Source organism: Parenemella sanctibonifatiensis, assembly GCF_002250565.1.
In the GTDB taxonomy this organism is placed as follows: domain Bacteria; phylum Actinomycetota; class Actinomycetes; order Propionibacteriales; family Propionibacteriaceae; genus Parenemella; species Parenemella sanctibonifatiensis.
Window position 1 is genome coordinate 1 of record NZ_NMVJ01000010.1, and the last position, 17,393, is coordinate 17,393.

Sequence of the window (17,393 nt, forward strand, 5' to 3'; positions counted from 1 at the left end):
CGAACCGGCCGGTGTATGTGGCGATGGGCGTCAATCTGGATGGCGTCCGGGACGTGTTGGGGATGTGGGTCGGGCCCAGTGGTGGGGAGGGTGCGAAGCAGTGGATCAACATGCTGACAGAACTGAAGAACCGTGGGATTCTCGATGCATGCATCGTGTGCTGCGACGGCCTGAAGGGGCTTCCGGAGGCGATCAACGCCGTCTGGCCGCAGGCCGTGGTGCAGACGTGTGTGGTGCATCTGGTCCGCAACAGTCTGCGCTACTCGTCTCGGGCGCATTGGCAGAAGATCACTGCGGAGCTGCGTCGGATCTACACCGCGCCCACGGTCGAGTCTGCGGAGTCGGAGTTCGAGGAGTTCGCGGAGGCTTGGCGGGAGAAGTATCCGGCGATGGTCAGGCTGTGGGAGAACGCTTGGGCGGAGTTCGTGCCGTTCCTGGACTTCCCGGTCGAGGTCCGCAAGGTCATCTACACGACCAACGCGATCGAGTCGCTGAACGCCCGGTTCCGGGCTGCCACGCGGCGTCGGGGTCACTTCCCCGACGAGCAGTCCGCGTTGAAGGTCCTCTACCTGGCCATCCGACGTCGCGAAGCGAACAGGACCAACCCAACCGGACAGATCGCCGGCTGGAAGAACATCCTCAATGTCTTGTCCCTGACCTACGGCGACCGCCTGGGTCTCAACTGAGCCGATGCCCACTTACACAGAAATTCCGACACTCCCCCGAGAGGAAAAAGGTGGAGATTGTTCCCAGACGGACGCGTGGAGCCGGCGAAATGAAGTGGTCTAACTCAGTGTTGCACGATTGGATCCTCGATAGTCTTCGAAGTGGTCAGGCCCTGCCTAGGCGCGTTGCTGAGGAGGTGGATCTGTCGGACTATTCCTTCGGCTTCATAGGTACCAGTGAGTCGGGTCAGGATCTCCGTTACGGCAGGCGGGGGACGGCGCCAACGGGGCTTCTTGCGCCGTGGGTTGGTAATATTTGGCCGAACGCGGAGGTGTTGGTGGGCTTGCCGCTCTTTCGGTTGACTGATCCACACTTGTCAAGTGTTCCATATTTATGGCGCGTCATCTCTGAGGAGGTGTATGCGTGGGACCGTATCCGCGAGGACCGACAGAATCAGGTGAACGAGGTTCTCCATGCCCATCACCCCACGTTTCTATACGTCGGCTTGATATTCGACGAGTTTCCTAATGGGTGGGTGATCGAAGTGGGTGAAGTCGATGTCACTAAGCTCGAGGGAATCATCGTCGGCGCTCATGACGGTGAGGCGTTCGTCTACTGCAGGAGGAACCATGCGAAATGAATCGCCCCAGGATTGATGCCGCAGCCGCCTGAGTCCGAGGAGGAACGTAGGGGGACTGCCCGGGCGGGCGCCCCTCGTCCAGTGCGGACCCGGCTCGGCCCATGACGCGGCGCTCAGCGGCGTCCGCGCCGCCACGAGGGCGCTGCCAACCGTGCAAGACTGAGCATCATGGCGAAAAGCAAGCGACCCGTGGTGATGAAGGTCAAGGGACTGCGCAAGTCCTTCGGGCCGGTGACGATCGTCAACAACTTCAACCTCGAGGTCCGCGCCGGCGATGCCATCGCCCTGACCGGCCGCAACGGTGCCGGCAAGTCGACCGTCCTACGCTGCCTCGTCGGCGCCGACAAGGCGGACGAGGGCGAGATCCTCATCGGTGACCGACCGATGTCGGAGACCGATGCGGACGTCCGCCGCGACGTCGCCACCGTCATCGACGACCTGGATTTCTTCCCCGACCTGTCGGTGGTCGAGCACCTCGACCTGCTGGCGCGCGCCCACGGCGTACCGGATGCCGACGGCCTGGTCGACGACATCCTGGAGCAGGTCCAGCTGGTGCCGCAGTCGGGTCAGTTGCCTGGCACCCTGTCGTCCGGTCAGCGGCGCCGGCTGGCGCTGGCGACAGCCTTCGTACGCCCGCGCCGCATCCTGATTCTCGACGAGCCCGAGCAGCGCCTCGACGTGGAAGGTGTTCGCTGGCTCGCCGACCGTCTCGCCGAGGAACGCCGCCAAGGCCTCGCCATCATCATGGCCAGCCACGAACCGGAACTGGTCGGCAAGGTCGCCACCCGGATCCTCGAAGTCGGACCCAAGCGGGAGTCCGCCGATGACTGACCTGGTACGCGAGCTGCCCGGCCCCAACGACCCCGACGAGGGCTTCGGCTACGTCGAACCGCCCCGTCACGAGGCCGGCGACCCGCGCGACCTGCAGCTCCAAATCCGCGACTGGCGTGAGGGCCGCGCGACCCGCAACCTGTGGGAGGCCTTCCAAGACGCCTACATCGTCGTCCTGGCCGTCATCATGATCGGCGCCATGGGCGTCACCGGCGTGGTGCAGGCCCAGTCCGCCTCGGCGGTCTGTGCCACCGACGACTGCGACGCCGCGCGTACCTTCCTGCCCTGGGCCATGCTGGCCGGGGTCCTCGCCCTGACCCTGGCCGCCTGCCACCTCTTCGGGCCGGTGGTCGCCTCGGCCGCGGAGGGCTTCTGGTTGATGGATTCCCCGGTACGCCGGTCCCGGCTGCTGCGGCCCCGGCTGGTGACCGTGATCGTGGCGGCCGGGTTGACCGCCTCAGCACTGTCGGCGCTGGTCGCGGCCGTGACCGGATCGGCGCCGCTGCTGATCGGGCTGTGGGCGGTCGCGGGGGCCCTGCTGGGATCCTCGATGACCGCGCTGGCCGCAGCCGAGCAGGGTGCGGACCGGTCCATCTGGGTCAAGACGTTCCAGTGGATCGCCACGACGTTGGCGGTCGCCGCACTGATGGTGGTCATCGCCGTTGCGGCGAACTGGATGGCGCTGCCGGTGACCGTCCAGTCCGAGGAGATTGCCCTGGCCGCGGTCAGTGTCCTCGCCTTCGCGGTTCTCGTTGCGGCCGGTTCGCTGGCCTTCGCCCGGCTCAACCGGATCCGCCGGATGCGCCTCACCACCGGCGGGAACCTGGTCAGCGGACTGTCGGGCGCATTCTCCTCCCTTGACTTCGGCCTGGCCCGCGACATCCTGGTCGAACAGGAAGCCGAACGCCGCGGCCACGTGCAGCCGACCCGCGGCCGCGGCGAAGGTCTGGCCGCGCTGTTCTGGCGTGACGTGCAGCGGGTGGTGCGTTATCCGGTGCCGCTGCTCGGCCTGATTGCCGCCCTGGTGGTGCCGTACGCCGCCGTCGCGCTTGGCCTGCGGGTCGTCGCGCCGGCGCTGTCGGCGCTGGTGCTGGTGATGATGCTGGTGCCCTTCATGAACTCGCTGCGGGTGCTGTCGCGTACCAAGGGTCTGGAGCGCCTGTTTCCCTTCTCGCCACGGCAGCTGCGCTCGGCCAGCATGCGGGTGCCCGCACTGCTGGCAGTGTGGTGGACGCTGGCCTCGATCCCGGCCTTCTGGGGGTTGGCCAGCCCGCTGGACCGGGTGAGCATCCTGACCGCGATCGAGATGGGTCTGATCACCGGACTGGCAGGGTTCCTCGGTGCGGTGCGCTGGATCACGGCCAAGGGCCCCAACTTCGGCGGCGCCATGATCGCCACCGGTGCCGGCGCGATGCCGCCCGGGGTGATGCTCAACCTGATCAAGGGCATCGACATCGTGGCCCTCATCACCGCGCCCTACCTGCTGGGAGCACCGGTCTGGGTCTCCATGATCATCGGCGTCATCGCCTACATCCTGCTCAGCGGAGGCATGAACTCCGACGCGATCCGCGAGGAGCAGGAAAAGCAAAAGGCCCTCGCCGAGAAGGCCCGTGAGGAAGCCCAGAAGAAGGCAGCCGCCAAGCGCCGCTGACGGCGCCTCAGGTCTGCGGTGCCGGGATGGGCTGGCTGGACTCCGGCAGGGCGGTGGCCTCCAGGGCGTCGCGCATCGGCAGAAACTTCGCGTCCGCCTCGATGAGCTCGGCCTGCGGGTCGGAGTCGCGCATGATGCCGCAGCCGGCGTACAGGCGCAGCTCCCGGTCTGACTCGGCCTGACCGCAGCGAAGGGCGATCGCAAACTCGCCATCACCCTGGGCGTCGATCCAGCCGACCGGTCCGGCGTACCGGCCCCGATCCATCCCTTCGAGGTCGCGGATGATCTCGCGGGCCTCATCAGTGGGTGCGCCGCACACCGCTGCGGTCGGGTGCAGCGCCTCGGCCAGTTGCAGCGCCGACGTGTTGGGGTCGGCGACCGCAGCAATGTCGGAGGCCAGGTGCAACACGTTGGGCAGCGCCAGGACAAACGGCTGGTCCGGCACGTGCATCCCCAGGCAGTGCGGCGCCAGCGCCCGGGCGGCCGACTCGGCCGCCAGCCGGTGCTCGTCCAGCTCCTTCTGGGACTGGGTCAGCTTCGCGGCCAACGCCTCGGTGTCACTGCTGGCCGGGCGGCCAATGGTGCCGGCCAACACCCGGGACGTGGCCAGCCCGCCCGAGCGGCGGATCAGCAGCTCGGGGGAGGCCCCGACCAGTCCGTCCACCAGGAAGGTCCAGCAGCGCCGGTACGCCGGGGCGAGCTGGCGTACCAACCATCGCAGGTCCAGCGGTTCGGCGGTGGTCGCGACGAGGTCACGGGCGAGCACGACCTTTTCGACATCGCCCTGACTGATCCGGGCCACCGCGTCCTTGACGATGCCGGCCCATTCCAACGGGCTCAGCGAGCCGTCGCGATAGCTGACCTGGCTGGGACGGGTCGGCGGGTCCTGCGCCTCGGGCGGAGTGTCGTCGAAATCATCCAGCCCGAGCCTGGTCATCCAGGTCACGCCATTGCGGCGACCGATGATCACTTCGGGCACCACCATCACTGAGGGGCGTGTGGTGTTCATCACATCGAAGGAGAAGCTGCAGAAGGCCAACGGGCCTGTGCCGGACTCGCCGGGCATCTCCGACTCAAACTCCAAGGTGCCGCAGAACTCCTGCCACCACTGGTCGGCCTCGCCGATGCTGCCGGGGGTGAACCGGGCCACCTCACCCAGTCCGACGACGCCCTCGCCCTCGCGAATCCACGCCAGAGCGTTACGTTCGGGCAGCAGGTCTTCGAGCGGGCCGGGGTCGTCGATGGCGACCGTCCGGGCCCGCCACCGGGAGGCAGTCGGATGGAGGCTCACCCCAGCAGATTAGTACACCCACGACGGCCGCAAGGCCGACCTCTGAAGCGAACAATTTCCGCAAGGAAACGCTTGCCTAAAACACGCTGGAACGTGAATCGACCCACCCCGAAAATCTGCGTAGAGTGACGGTGTTCAAGCGCCAAAGTTGTGACTGGGAGAGGACGAGGATCGGATGTCCGTCGAGCCGACCAAGGCCGGTGGTCCGGAACCGCAGGCCGGGCAGTTCGAGGTTGATGGGCCGGTCGAGGCCGATGCGATCGTCGTCGGCGCCGGTCCCGGCGGAGCCTCCACCGCGTTGCACCTCGCCCGACGTGGCCTCAAGGTTGCCCTGCTGGAGAAGGAAGAGTTTCCCCGCGACAAGGTCTGCGGCGACGGTCTCACTCCGCGCGCGACCCGGCAGCTGATCCGCCTCGGCATCGACACCAGCGAGGAAGCCGGCTGGCTCCACAACTACGGACTGCGGATCTATGGCGGTGGCCGACAGGCATTCGAGCTGCCCTGGCCCGAACTGGCCGACTTCCCTTCCTACGGACTGGTGCGGCCCCGTGCGGACTTCGATCAGCTGATCGCCAACCATGCGATCCAGGCTGGCGCCACGATGTACACCAGTGCTCACGTCACCGACCCGATCATCGACGAGCGCACCGACCGCATCGTCGGTGTCACGACCAAGGACGGGCGTACCTTCCGGGCGCCGATGGTGGTCGCCGCGGACGGCAACTCCTCCCGACTGAGCATCAAGATGGGACTGAAGGTACGCAAGGACCGCCCGATGGGCGTCGCGGTCCGCGCCTACTACACCAGTCCCCGCAGTGACGACGACTACCTCGAGTCCCACCTGGAGCTGTGGGACGGCCAGCCCGGCGAGTCCAACCTGCTGCCCGGCTACGGCTGGATCTTCGGTATGGGGGATGGCACCTCCAACGTCGGTCTCGGCATCCTCAACACCTCGCCGGCCTTTGGCAAGACCGATTACAAGGCGCTGCTGCAGCGCTGGCTGGACAACACTCCGCCCGAATGGGGATTCGGCGAGGAGAACCGCACCTGCGAGATCCAGGGTGCGGCGCTGCCGATGGGATTCAACCGACAGCCGGCGTACAACAATCGCGGACTCCTGCTCGTCGGTGACGCCGGCGGCATGGTCAACCCCTTCAACGGCGAGGGCATCGCGTACGCCATGGAGGCCGCTGAACTCGCCGCCGACGCGATCGCGGAGGCCCACTACCGCGGCGTCGGCACCAGCAGCGCCGAGCGTGCGCTGCAGGCGTACCCGACTGCGCTGCGCGCCTCCTTGGGTGGGTACTACCGACTCGGCACCATCTTCGTGAAGCTGATCGGCAACCCCAGGATCATGCAGCTGTGCACCAAGTACGGGTTGCCCCGCAAGACGCTGATGCGCTTCACGCTGAAGATGCTGGCGAACCTGACCGACGAGCGCGACGGCGATGCAATGGACCGCATCATCGTGGCCCTCAGCAAGGTGGCACCCTCAGCATGACGAGTTACATCGACGTCTCCAGCACCATCGACTGCATCGCTCACCTGAGCCTCACCACAAGGGGTTGCAAGGCATGAATCCTTATCTGCCGATCGTCGGCCTGGCGCTGCTCGCGCTGATCTTCGTGGTCGTCAGCGTCATCCTCAGCACCAACGTGGGGCCGGCGCGCTACAACCGCGCCAAGTACGACTCCTACGAATGCGGCATCGACCCGACGCCCCAGCCCAGCGGCGGCGGTCGATTCCCGGTGAAGTTCTACACAACCGCGATGCTCTTCATCGTGTTCGACGTGGAGATCATGTTTCTGTATCCCTGGGCCGTGCATTTCGATGCGCTCGGCGGCTTGGCGCTGGGCGGAATGATTCTTTTCCTCGTGACGATCTTCGTGGCGTATTACTACGAGATGCGCCGCGGCGGGCTGGACTGGGACTGAAGGGAATTCGACATGGGTCTTGAAGACAAGCTCCCCAGCGGCGTACTGCTCACCACGGTTGAAGCCGTCGCCGGCTGGATGCGCAAGACGTCGCTGTGGCCGGCCACCTTCGGCCTGGCCTGCTGCGCGATCGAGATGATGGCCTACGGCACCCCGCGCGCGGACGCCGGCCGGTGGGGTCAGGAGGTCTTCCGCGCCTCCCCGCGCCAGGCCGACCTGATGATCGTGTCCGGCCGCGTCAGCCAGAAGATGGCCCCGGTGCTGCGCCAGGTGTACGACCAGATGCCCGGCCCCAAGTGGGTCATGGCGATGGGCGTGTGCGCCTCCTCAGGCGGCATGTTCAACAACTACGCGATCGTCCAGGGCGTCGACCACGTGGTGCCCGTCGACATCTACGTGCCCGGCTGCCCGCCGCGCCCGGAGATGCTGATCGACGGCATGTTCAAGCTGCGCAAGATGGTCCAGAACGCACCGATGGCCGAAAACCAGCGCAAGGCCCAGGCGCAGGCCGAGGCCGATGCCCTGGTCGCGCCGGCCACTGAGGAGATGCGGGGGCTGCTGCGATGAGCGACGAGACCAACAAGCCCGACGAGAACACCAAGCCCGACGAGAACACCAAGCCCGACGAGCAGGCGCGCGCGGCCGGCCAGGCGCCGGACCAGCCCGCCAAGCCTCAGCAGTCGGAGACCCCGGCGGCCAAGAGCCCCGGTGTGGAGCGCGAGGATGCCGGCGCCGGGGTCGACCAGGACCAGGCCCAGGAGCAGGTCGCGGTTGTCGACGAGTCTCGCTCAGCCGAGCCCACGGCGTACGGCCAGAGCCGCGGCATGTGGGGGCCCCAGCCTGGGGACACCTCGGGCTACGGCGGCATCGAGCGTGAGTGGCTGCCGCCGAAGACGGCCAGCCGGCCCTACGGCGGCTGGTTCGACGAGGTCGTGGACCGGATGGCCGAGTTGGTGCCCGGCGCCATCGACCGGGTCAGCACCGAATTCGGCGAACTCACCTGCTACATCCACCGCGAGCACATCGCCGAGTTGGCGCGGGCGCTGCGTGACGATGCGTACCTTCGCTTCGAGATGCTCTCGGGTGTCTCCGGAGTGCATTACCCCCACGACACCGATGGGGAACTGCACGCGGTCTATCACCTGCAGTCCTTCACCCACAACCGCCGGCTCCGGCTCGAGGCGCGGGTCCCCGACGCCGACCCCCATGTCGATTCGGTGGTGGCGACGTACCCGATGGCCGACTGGCACGAACGCGAGACCTGGGACATGTTCGGCCTGGTCTTCGACGGCCATCCCGGCCTGACCCGGATCCTGATGCCCGACGACTGGGTCGGGCACCCGCAGCGCAAGGACTACCCGCTCGGTGGCATTGACGTTGAGTACAAGGGCGCGGTCATCCCGCCGCCCGACCAGCGCAGGAGGTACTGATGAGCGACACCATCTCGCCGATCGACACTGACCCGTACGCCCGTGGCGACGAGGAGAACGTCGACCGCGTCTACACCGCTGCTGGTGGTGATTGGTCCGAAATTTCGGCCGAGCACGCCGACAGCGACGACCAGACCGTTGTCATCAACATGGGCCCGCAGCACCCCTCCACTCACGGCGTGCTGCGCCTGATGCTGGAGTTGGACGGCGAAACCATCCAGAACCTGCGCGCCGGTATCGGTTATCTCCACACCGGCATCGAGAAGAACATGGAGTTCCGCAGCTGGACCCAGGGTTCGACCTTCGTGACCCGGATGGACTATGTCGCCCCGTTGTTCAACGAGGCGGCCTACTCGATGTCGGTGGAACGGCTGCTCGGCATCGAGGACGAGATCCCCGAGCGGACCCAGGTCATCCGGGTCCTGATGATGGAGCTGTGCCGGATCGCCTCCCACTTGGTGTGCATCGCCACCGGTGGCATGGAGGCCGGCGCGTTGACGGTCATGACGATCGGTTTCCGCGAGCGGGAGATGATCCTGGACTTTTTCGAGGCCGTCACCGGTCTGCGGATGAACCACGGTTACATCCGCCCCGGCGGCGTGTCCACCGACCTGCCTGACAACGCACTTGCGCAGCTCAAGGAAGTCATCGCTTGGCTCAAGAAGCGGCTGCCGGAGTACGCCAAGTTCTGCAACGAGAACCCAATCTTCAAGGGCCGCATGAAGGGCGTGGGCCATATGGACCTCGCGACCTGCATGGCCTTCGGTGTCACCGGCCCGCCGCTGCGCTCGACTGGCTATGACTGGGACCTGCGTCGCAAGCAGCCTTACTGCGGTTACGAGGACTACGACTTCGAGGTCGTCACCTGGGACGAGCCCGATGCGTACGGCCGATTCCGGATCCGGCTCGAGGAGATCAACCAGAGCCTCCACATCGTCGAGCAGTGCGCCGAGCGACTCGCCGCCACCGAGGGCCAGTCAATCCGGGTCGATGACCCGAAACTGGCCTGGCCCGCCGAGTTGACGGTGGGGGCCGATGGTCAGGGCAACTCCAATGAGCACCTGCGCCACATCATGGGTGAGTCGATGGAGGCGCTGATCCACCACTTCAAGCTGGTCACCGAGGGCTTCAAGGTGCCGGCCGGACAGGCGTACGTCCCGATCGAGTCGCCCAAGGGCGAACTGGGCGCCCACGTCGTGTCCAGTGGGGGCACCAACCCCTATCGGGTCCACATGCGCGACCCCGGCTTCAACCACTTGCAGACGCTGCCGGTGATGGGCGAGGGCGGCATGATCTCCGACCTGGTCCTCGCGATCGGGTCCATCGACCCAGTGATGGGTGGCGTGGACCGATGAACCTTGGATGCTTTCGCGCGGTAATGAAGGAGCAGCGCTGATGACTGGGCATGAGTTCCAGACGCACTTCGCCGAGACCGGCGTCGACCAGGACGACCAGTCCACCAACATCGACGAGACGACCATCGAGGAGATGCGTCAGATCGCGGCGCGCTATCCGCAGCCGCGGTCGGCGCTGCTACCGATGCTGCACCTGGTGCAATCGGTGGACGGCCGGATCTCGCCGCGCGGCATCGAGGTCTGCGCCGAGGTGCTGGGCATCACCACCGCCCAGGTGAGTGGTGTGGCGACCTTCTACACCATGTACAAGCGCAAGCCAGCCGGGAAGCACCACGTCGGCGTGTGCACCACCGCGCTGTGCGCGATCATGGGCGGTGACGAAATCCTCGCCGCCTGCGAGCGGCATCTGGGCATCGGTGAGAACGAGACCACCGAGGACGGCTCGATCTCGCTGGAGCGCCTCGAGTGCAACGCGGCCTGCGACTACGCGCCGGTGATGATGGTGAATTGGGAGTTCATGGACAACATGACCCCCGACTCGGCCGCTCAGTTGCTGGACGCGCTGCAGGCCGGTGACGAGGTTCGCTCCACCCGTGGCGCCACCATCACCTCTTGGAAGGAAGCCGAGCGGGTGCTCGCCGGCTTCCCCGACGGCCGCGCTGACGAAGGACCGACCGCTGGGCCGGCGTCGCTGCTGGGCCACGAGGTCGCAGCCGAACGTGGCTGGACCGCACCCGCGGATGACGCCAAGCCGGAACCGGCCGCTGAGGAGGAGTCGAAGTGAGTGACACGCTGACACCGGTGCTCTCGGCCAACTGGGGCGAGGACCGGGCCTGGAAGATCACCAATTATGAACGCCGGGGCGGCTACGAGGCGTTGCGCAAGGCGCTCAAGATGCAGCCCAGCGAGGTCGGCGAGGTCGTCAAGAACGCCGGTCTGCGCGGCCGTGGCGGTGCGGGCTTCCCGACCGGTGTCAAGTGGAGCTTCGTGCCCAAGGACAACCCGAATCCGACCTACCTGGTCGTGAACGCGGACGAGTCCGAGCCGGGCACCTGCAAGGACATGCCGCTCATGATGGCCAGCCCTCACACGCTGGTCGAGGGCGTCATCATTTCCTCGTACGCCATCGGCGCCAGCCACGCCTTCATCTACTGCCGCGGCGAGGTGCTCCACGTCATCCGCCGGCTCCAGCAGGCGGTGCGCGAGGCGTACTCGGCCGGCTACTGCGGCAAGAATCTGCTCGGTACCGGCGTGGACATCGAGATCACCGTCCACGCGGGCGCCGGCGCGTACATCTGTGGTGAGGAGACCGCGCTGCTGGACTCCCTGGAGGGGCGTCGCGGTCAGCCGCGACTGCGCCCGCCGTTCCCCGCGGTGGCTGGTCTGTACGCCAGCCCCACCGTGATCAACAATGTCGAGTCGATCGCCTCGGTGCCCTGCATCATCGACAAGGGTGCTGACTGGTTCGCCTCGATGGGCACCGAGAAGTCCAAGGGCATGACTCTGTATTCACTGTCGGGTCACGTGAAGCGACCCGGTCAGTTCGAGGCGCCGATGGGGATCACCCTGCGTACGCTGCTGGAGCTGTCCGGCGGCATCCGGGAGGGTCACGAGCTGAAGTTCTGGACCCCGGGCGGGTCCTCGACGCCGATCCTGACCGCCGACCACCTCGACATTCCGCTCGACTATGAAGGCATGGCGGGTGCGAAGTCGATGCTGGGTACCAAGGCGTTGCAGATCTTCGACGAGACCACTTCGGTGGTGCGTGCGGCGCTGCGCTGGATCGAGTTCTACAAGCACGAGTCCTGTGGCAAGTGCACCCCGTGTCGTGAGGGCAACTGGTGGGTCGTCCAGATCCTCAAGCGTCTCGAGGCAGGTCAGGGCGAGGAAGGCGACGTCGACAAGCTGCTCGACCTGGCCGACAACATCGCCGGACGTAGCTTCTGCGCCCTCGCCGACGGCGCTGCCGCGGTGATCCGTTCGACCATCGAACACTTCCGTGAGGAGTTCGAGGCCGGCTACCACACCCCGGCCTGGGAGCTCTTCCCCTATGAGCGGACCACGCTGTTCGCCACCGAGCCGGCAGGAGTGAAGGCATGAGTGTCACCGCCGACAAGAACACGGCTGCGACCCCGGTACCCAAGCCCGAAGAGGTCCAGATCACCATCGACGGCACTGAGCTGTCGGTGCCGAAGGGCACGTTGGTGATCCGTGCCGCCGAGATGCTCGGGATCAACATCCCGCGCTTCTGCGACCACCCACTGCTGGACCCGGTGGGCGCCTGCCGTCAGTGCATGGTTGACGTCCCCGACGACGGCCGTGGCCGTCCGATGCCCAAGCCGCAGGCCTCCTGCACCCTCGAGGCGATGCCGGGCATGAAGATCGCCACCCAGGAGACCTCGCCGGTTGCCGAGAAGGCCCAGAAGGGCATGCTCGAGTTCCTGCTGATCAACCATCCGCTGGACTGCCCGATCTGTGACAAGGGCGGCGAGTGCCCGCTGCAGAACCAGGCGCTCAGTCACGGCCACGGCGAGTCCCGCTTCCACGACATCAAGCGGACCTACCCCAAGCCGATCAACGTCTCCACCAACATCTTGTTGGACCGGGAACGTTGCGTGCTGTGTGCCCGCTGCACCCGCTTCTCCGAGCAGATCGCCGGTGACCCCTTCATCGAGTTGGTGGCCCGAGGCGCCGAGCAACAGGTCGGCATCTACGAGAAGGAGCCCTTCCAGTCCTACTTCTCGGGCAACACCATCCAGATCTGCCCGGTCGGTGCCCTCACCAACGCGGCCTACCGATTCCGGGCCCGCCCCTTCGACCTCACCTCGACGGTCACCACCTGTGAGTTGTGCGCCGCCGGTTGTGAGTTGCGGGTGGACCATCGTCAGTACGAGGTGCAGCGCCGCAACGCCGGCAACAAGCCCGAGGTCAACCAGGAATGGAACTGTGACCGGGGTCGGTTCGCCTTCCACTCCGGCCGTCAGGGTGACCGGCTCACCATGCCGTTGGTCCGTGTCGACGGTGAACTGCAGCCGGCCTCCTGGTCGGAGGCGATCGATGCCGCTGTCACGGGCATCTCCGCTGCCGGCGACAAGGTCGGTCTGATCTCCGGTGGTCGGGTGACCGCCGAGGATGCGTATGGCTGGTCGAAGTTTGCCCGCGCCGTCATCGGCACCAACAACATCGACTTCCGCTCCCGGCCGCACACCGACGAGGAGGCCGACTTCCTGGCCGCCCACGTCGCGGGTAGGCAGCTGGGTCAGGGCGCCACCTACGCCGACCTGGAGCATGCCTCCACGGTGCTGCTGGTGTCCTTCGAGCCCGAGGACGAGACCGGTGTGGTGTTCCTGCGCCTGCGCAGCGGCGTACGCAAGAACAACGTGCGCGTCATCACGCTGGCCCCGTACGCCAGCCGTGGCAGCGCCAAGCTGAACGCCGAGGTGATTCCCTGCGCACCCGGTCAGGAGACCGAGCTGCTGGGCCGACTCGACGTCGACCTGGACGAGCGTTCGGTGGTCCTGGTGGGGGAGCGGGCGGCGTACTCGCCCGGTGCCCTGGCTGCCGCCCAGCGGGTCGCCGAGGAGGCTGGCGCGAAGTTTGCGTGGATGCCGCGTCGTGCCGGTGACCGCGGTGCCGTCGAAGCAGGTTGCCTGCCGACCCTGCTGCCCGGTGGCCGTCCGGTCAGTGATCCGGCCGCTCGTGTCGACGTGCAGGCCACCTGGGGTGTGGAGGGTCTGCCCGCCACGCCCGGCCTGTCCGCAGCCCAGCAGTTGGCAGCGGTCGGCGCCGGTGAGCTCGGCGCGCTGATCGTGGGCGGAGTGGAGCCGCGGGACTTCCGCGATCCGCAGGCGACTCGGGAGAACCTCGAGAACGCGCCCTTCGTGATCAGCATCGAGCAGCGTCACTCGGAGGTGACCGAGCGGGCCGACGTGGTCTTCCCGGTCGGCCTGACCGAGGAGCGCAGCGGCACCTTCCTCAACTGGGAACACCGCCCGGGCGAGGTCAACACCGTCATCAAGCGACGCAACACCATGACCGACCTGCGGGTGCTGGCCGCGCTGGCCGATGCCCTCGGCAAGCCGCTGGGGATCCGTACCCCCAAGCAGGCCCGCGCTGAGATCGATGAGCTGGAGCCCTGGCTGGGCGCCAAGATCGACGCACCGGCGCCGACCGCCCAGCCTTTCCAGCAGCCCCGAGGCGAACTGGTGCTGTCGACGTGGCGCACCATGATCGACGACTCCCGCAGCAATGACGGCGAGCCGGCGATGATGGGCACCGCGCGTACGCCGGTGGCACGACTCGGCGTCACCACCGCCGCCGATCTCGGCCTGGCCGACGGTGACGAGGTCACCGTGGTCAATGGCCGCGGCGAGCTCACCCTGCCGCTCGAGGTCCTCGACATGGTCGAGGGGCTCGTCTGGGTGCCCCGTAACGCTCCCGGCCTGTCGGTCGGCGAACACCTTGCCGCCGTCGGCGGCGACGTGGTCCGGGTGGCCCGGGCCACCACAGCAGGAGGTCAGGCATGATCCCGGCACAACTCGACCAGATCTTCGGCAACGACCCGTGGTGGTTGGTGCTGCTGAAGGTCGTGGTGCTGTTCGTCTTCTTGCTCGCGTACACCATCTTCAACGTGTGGTACGAGCGCCGCGTGGTCGGCAAGATGCAGCACCGCCTCGGCCCGACCATGAACGGCCCGTTCGGCCTGGGACAGGCGCTGGGCGACGGCGCCAAGCTGATCCTCAAGGAGGACTTCCGACCGGCCAAGGCCGACGTGGTTGTCTTCACGCTGGCCCCGATCGTCATGGGTGTGTGTGCCTTCACCGCCTGGTCGGTGATGCCGTTCGGCGGCGAGGTCGAGATCTTCGGCGTCACCACCCGGCTCCAGCTGACCGACTTCAACGTCTCGGTGCTCTTCCTGCTGGCGGTTGCCTCGATCGGCATCTACGGCGTGGTGCTGGCCGGCTGGGCCTCCAACTCGCCCTACTCGTTGCTCGGCGGCCTGCGCTCCAGCGCCCAGATGATCTCCTACGAGGTCTCGATGGGCCTGGCCCTGGTCGGCGTGTTCATGATGTCCGGCTCGATGTCGACCTCCCAGATTGTCGACGCGCAGAATCAGGCTTCCACGTTGGCGCTGGGCGGCTTCGAGTTGCCGCTGCCGACCTGGTACGCCGTGGTGCTCTTCCCCTCCTTCCTGCTCTACGTCATCTCGATGGTGGGCGAGACCAACCGCGCCCCCTTCGACCTGCCGGAGTGTGAGTCGGAGTTGGTGTCGGGTTACCTCACCGAATACACCGGCTTCCGCTACGCCATGTTCTTCCTGGCCGAGTACATCAACATGGCCACGGTGTCGGCGATCGCGACCACCTTGTTCTTGGGTGGTTATCGCGCCCCAGTGCCGTTCAACATGATTCCGGCGCTGGACTCTGCCTGGATGGGGCCGGTCTGGTTCATCCTCAAGGTCCAACTCTTCATGTTCGTGTTCGTCTGGCTGCGCGGCACACTGCCGCGACTGCGATACGACCAGTTCATGTCGCTCGGCTGGAAGTGGCTCATCCCCGCCGGTCTGGTGTGGGTGATCCTGTTGGCCGTGTTCCGTTACGGACAGCGGGTCGGCTGGTTCGAGGGCCCGGTCTTCATGATCGCGGTCGCCGTCATCTTCGTTCTGTTGCTGGGTCTGGCGCTGTTCGGCGGCAAGGAACCAGAACCGGACGGACCGGCCGACACCAGCGGCGAGTTCGACGCTTTCGCCGGTGGCTACCCGGTGCCGCCGATGGGCGACCAGGTGCTGCCCGAGCTGGCGGGTGTGGTCCGCGGCTCGCCCGACGATGAGAACGATCGCACCGAGGAAAAGGTGGGCGCCTCCTCGGCGACCGACACTGATGCCCCTGAGGAGACTGATCGCTGATGGGATTCTTCGACGCTTGGGCGGGATTCGGCGTGACCTTCGCCACCATGTTCCAAAAGCCCTTCACCGAGAGCTACCCCAACGGTCCGAAGGTGACCGCGCCGCGCTTCCATGGCCGGCACCAACTGAACCGCTGGCCCGACGGGCTGGAGAAGTGCGTCGGCTGCGAGCTGTGCGCCTGGGCCTGCCCGGCCGACGCCATCTATGTCCAGGGCGCCGGCAACACCGAGGAGGAGCGTTACTCCCCGGGTGAGCGGTATGGCCGGGTCTATCAGATCAACTATCTGCGCTGCATCCTGTGTGGTCTGTGCATCGAGGCGTGCCCCACGCGCGCGCTGACGATGACCAACGACTTCGAGCTCGCCGACACCACGCGGGCGAAGATGATCTACGAGAAGGATGACCTGCTGGCGCCGCTGCTGCCCGGCATGGAACAGCCGCCGCACCCGCGTCGCCTCGGTGACTCGGAGCAGGAGTACTTCCTGGGGCTGCCCGCCACGGGCGCCCCGGACACGCGTACGGGGCCGGCCGCCACCGGCAGCTCGACCAGGAATGAGGGACGATGACCCCCGTCGTTGCCATGGCAGCCGGGGCGGAGGTGGCCTTCTGGCTGCTCGCCCCGGTGATCGTGCTCGGTGCTCTGGGCACCGTGTTGGCTCGCAAGCCAGTGCACAGCGCCGTCTGCCTCGCTGCTGTGATGATCAGCCTCGCGATCCAGTACGCCGCCCTTGATGCGCCGTTCCTCTTCGTGATCCAGATCATCGTCTACACCGGCGCCATCTTGATGCTCTTCGTCTTCGTGATGATGCTGGTGGGCGTCGACTCCTCCGACTCCACCATCGAAACCATCAAGAACCAGCGCTGGTATGTGCTGGTCGCCGGTGTCGGCCTGTTTGCGCTGCTGTTCCTCGCGATCGGCAATGCCGTCACGGGTGAACCCGCCGGGCTGGCCGAGGCGAACTCGATCGGCAACGCCGAGGCGCTGGCTGAACTGATCTTCCACCGCTACATCTTCGTCTTCGAGGCGATCGCCGCCCTGCTCATCACGGCCGCGGTGGCGGCGATGGTGCTGGCCCATGGCGAGCGCCTCACCAAGAAGAAGACGCAGCCCGAGCTGGCTGCCGAGCGGATGCGTCGCTACTCCGAGCAGGGTGTCCACCCCGGCCCGCTGCCCGGTTCGGGCACCTTCGCGCGGCACAACGCGATCGACACCCCGGCGCTGCTGGCCGACGGCACCGTCGCGGAGAATTCGGTCTCGCCGACCCTGCGCGCCCGCGGGCAGGTGCTGGAGGGGGAGCGTCTGGCCGACGCCCACCACGACGTGCACCGCGCGATTTCTGCCAGCCTGTCCGATGACGAGGAGGACGAGGAGTGAGCACCGAGCACTACATCATTCTCTCGGCAATCATCTTCACGATCGGCGCCGTGGGTCTGATGATCCGCCGCAACGCCATCATCGCGTTCATGTGCGCCGAGCTGATGCTCAACGCCACCAATCTGGCGCTGGTCGCCTTCTCCCGGCACCACGGCACGCTTGATGGCCAGTTCGCGACACTCATGATCATGGTGGTCGCAGCCGCCGAGGTCGCCATCGGACTGGCGATCATCGTGGCGATCTTCCGCTCCCGCCGTTCGGCCTCGGTCGACGACGCCAACCTGCTGAAGTGGTGAAGTCGTGAACGCATTTCTG

General features: G+C 66.7%; 17 protein-coding genes. 16 read left to right on the top strand and 1 reads right to left on the bottom strand.

The genetic code is table 11. From position 1 onward, the window contains the following. The 4 genes from CGZ91_RS11790 to CGZ91_RS11805 all read left to right on the top strand — a co-directional run. Nucleotides 1-686, top strand: a 686-nt coding sequence (locus CGZ91_RS11790) for an IS256 family transposase (protein ID WP_144276896.1), incomplete at its 5' end; no start/stop codon positions are given. Nucleotides 687-736: 50 nt separating this feature from the next. Beyond that, a complete protein-coding gene (locus tag CGZ91_RS11795; protein ID WP_144276897.1) occupies nucleotides 737-1,306 on the top strand; it encodes a hypothetical protein in 570 nt (189 codons plus the stop codon). Between the two features lie 165 nt (nucleotides 1,307-1,471). Continuing rightward, nucleotides 1,472-2,137, top strand: a complete 666-nt coding sequence (locus CGZ91_RS11800) for an ABC transporter ATP-binding protein (protein WP_407670883.1) — start codon at nucleotides 1,472-1,474, stop codon at nucleotides 2,135-2,137. Continuing rightward, nucleotides 2,130-3,788, top strand: a complete 1,659-nt coding sequence (locus CGZ91_RS11805; RefSeq protein ID WP_094455442.1) for a DUF6297 family protein — start codon at nucleotides 2,130-2,132, stop codon at nucleotides 3,786-3,788. The genes CGZ91_RS11800 and CGZ91_RS11805 overlap by 8 nt, the downstream gene beginning before the upstream one ends. A 7-nt stretch (nucleotides 3,789-3,795) precedes the next feature. Here CGZ91_RS11805 and CGZ91_RS11810 read toward each other — a convergent pair whose 3' ends face one another. Continuing rightward, the gene (locus tag CGZ91_RS11810) at nucleotides 3,796-5,079 is read right to left on the bottom strand and encodes an isochorismate synthase (RefSeq protein ID WP_094455444.1); all 1,284 of its coding nucleotides are present in this window, start codon (nucleotides 5,077-5,079) and stop codon (nucleotides 3,796-3,798) included. A gap of 175 nt (nucleotides 5,080-5,254) precedes the next feature. Here CGZ91_RS11810 and CGZ91_RS11815 point away from each other — a divergent pair, with 175 nt between their 5' ends. The 12 genes from CGZ91_RS11815 to nuoK all read left to right on the top strand — a co-directional run bounded on the left by CGZ91_RS11815 (nucleotide 5,255) and on the right by nuoK (nucleotide 17,374). Next, nucleotides 5,255-6,580, top strand: a complete 1,326-nt coding sequence (locus tag CGZ91_RS11815) for a geranylgeranyl reductase family protein (RefSeq protein WP_094455446.1) — start codon at nucleotides 5,255-5,257, stop codon at nucleotides 6,578-6,580. A 73-nt stretch (nucleotides 6,581-6,653) separates the two neighbouring features. Further along, on the top strand, nucleotides 6,654-7,013 hold the full coding sequence (locus tag CGZ91_RS11820) for an NADH-quinone oxidoreductase subunit A (RefSeq protein ID WP_094450709.1): 360 nt from the start codon (nucleotides 6,654-6,656) through the stop codon (nucleotides 7,011-7,013). Between the two features lie 12 nt (nucleotides 7,014-7,025). Further along, nucleotides 7,026-7,580, top strand: coding sequence for a NuoB/complex I 20 kDa subunit family protein (locus tag CGZ91_RS11825; RefSeq protein ID WP_094455448.1), 555 nt, complete (start codon nucleotides 7,026-7,028; stop codon nucleotides 7,578-7,580). Beyond that, on the top strand, nucleotides 7,577-8,443 hold the full coding sequence (locus CGZ91_RS11830) for an NADH-quinone oxidoreductase subunit C (protein ID WP_094455450.1): 867 nt from the start codon (nucleotides 7,577-7,579) through the stop codon (nucleotides 8,441-8,443). Before CGZ91_RS11825 ends, CGZ91_RS11830 begins: the two co-directional genes overlap by 4 nt. After that, on the top strand, nucleotides 8,443-9,798 hold the full coding sequence (locus CGZ91_RS11835) for an NADH-quinone oxidoreductase subunit D (RefSeq protein WP_094455452.1): 1,356 nt from the start codon (nucleotides 8,443-8,445) through the stop codon (nucleotides 9,796-9,798). Before CGZ91_RS11830 ends, CGZ91_RS11835 begins: the two co-directional genes overlap by 1 nt. A gap of 40 nt (nucleotides 9,799-9,838) precedes the next feature. Further along, complete coding sequence (nuoE, locus tag CGZ91_RS11840) at nucleotides 9,839-10,582, top strand: NADH-quinone oxidoreductase subunit NuoE (RefSeq protein WP_094450713.1); 744 nt, start codon at nucleotides 9,839-9,841, stop codon at nucleotides 10,580-10,582. Further along, nucleotides 10,579-11,898 (top strand): NADH-quinone oxidoreductase subunit NuoF, encoded by a 1,320-nt coding sequence (gene nuoF / locus CGZ91_RS11845; protein WP_094455454.1) that lies wholly within the window; start codon nucleotides 10,579-10,581, stop codon nucleotides 11,896-11,898. The genes nuoE and nuoF overlap by 4 nt, the downstream gene beginning before the upstream one ends. Next, entirely contained in the window at nucleotides 11,895-14,324 is a 2,430-nt protein-coding gene (locus CGZ91_RS11850; RefSeq protein ID WP_094455456.1) for an NADH-quinone oxidoreductase subunit G, read from the top strand. The genes nuoF and CGZ91_RS11850 overlap by 4 nt, the downstream gene beginning before the upstream one ends. Beyond that, a complete protein-coding gene (gene nuoH, locus CGZ91_RS11855) occupies nucleotides 14,321-15,703 on the top strand; it encodes an NADH-quinone oxidoreductase subunit NuoH (RefSeq protein WP_094450716.1) in 1,383 nt (460 codons plus the stop codon). Before CGZ91_RS11850 ends, nuoH begins: the two co-directional genes overlap by 4 nt. After that, nucleotides 15,703-16,269 carry an NADH-quinone oxidoreductase subunit NuoI gene (gene nuoI / locus CGZ91_RS11860; RefSeq protein WP_094450717.1) on the top strand — a complete coding sequence of 189 codons (567 nt, stop codon included), beginning with the start codon at nucleotides 15,703-15,705 and terminating at the stop codon, nucleotides 16,267-16,269. Before nuoH ends, nuoI begins: the two co-directional genes overlap by 1 nt. Next, nucleotides 16,266-17,078 carry an NADH-quinone oxidoreductase subunit J gene (locus CGZ91_RS11865; RefSeq protein ID WP_094450718.1) on the top strand — a complete coding sequence of 271 codons (813 nt, stop codon included), beginning with the start codon at nucleotides 16,266-16,268 and terminating at the stop codon, nucleotides 17,076-17,078. The genes nuoI and CGZ91_RS11865 overlap by 4 nt, the downstream gene beginning before the upstream one ends. Further along, a complete protein-coding gene (nuoK, locus tag CGZ91_RS11870; protein ID WP_094450719.1) occupies nucleotides 17,075-17,374 on the top strand; it encodes an NADH-quinone oxidoreductase subunit NuoK in 300 nt (99 codons plus the stop codon). Before CGZ91_RS11865 ends, nuoK begins: the two co-directional genes overlap by 4 nt. The last annotated feature ends 19 nt before the right edge of the window (nucleotides 17,375-17,393 follow it).

Bases quoted from the DNA above. Each gene is read 5' to 3' on its own strand.
- nuoE (WP_094450713.1), top strand. From the start codon at position 9,839: ATGACTGGGCATGAGTTCCAGACGCACTTCGCCGAGACCGGCGTCGAC.
- CGZ91_RS11850 (WP_094455456.1), top strand. From the start codon at position 11,895: ATGAGTGTCACCGCCGACAAGAACACGGCTGCGACCCCGGTACCCAAG.
- CGZ91_RS11825 (WP_094455448.1), top strand. From the start codon at position 7,026: ATGGGTCTTGAAGACAAGCTCCCCAGCGGCGTACTGCTCACCACGGTT.
- nuoH (WP_094450716.1), top strand. From the start codon at position 14,321: ATGATCCCGGCACAACTCGACCAGATCTTCGGCAACGACCCGTGGTGG.
- CGZ91_RS11835 (WP_094455452.1), top strand. From the start codon at position 8,443: ATGAGCGACACCATCTCGCCGATCGACACTGACCCGTACGCCCGTGGC.
- CGZ91_RS11815 (WP_094455446.1), top strand. From the start codon at position 5,255: ATGTCCGTCGAGCCGACCAAGGCCGGTGGTCCGGAACCGCAGGCCGGG.
- CGZ91_RS11830 (WP_094455450.1), top strand. From the start codon at position 7,577: ATGAGCGACGAGACCAACAAGCCCGACGAGAACACCAAGCCCGACGAG.
- CGZ91_RS11865 (WP_094450718.1), top strand. From the start codon at position 16,266: ATGACCCCCGTCGTTGCCATGGCAGCCGGGGCGGAGGTGGCCTTCTGG.
- CGZ91_RS11805 (WP_094455442.1), top strand. From the start codon at position 2,130: ATGACTGACCTGGTACGCGAGCTGCCCGGCCCCAACGACCCCGACGAG.
- CGZ91_RS11820 (WP_094450709.1), top strand. From the start codon at position 6,654: ATGAATCCTTATCTGCCGATCGTCGGCCTGGCGCTGCTCGCGCTGATC.
- nuoI (WP_094450717.1), top strand. From the start codon at position 15,703: ATGGGATTCTTCGACGCTTGGGCGGGATTCGGCGTGACCTTCGCCACC.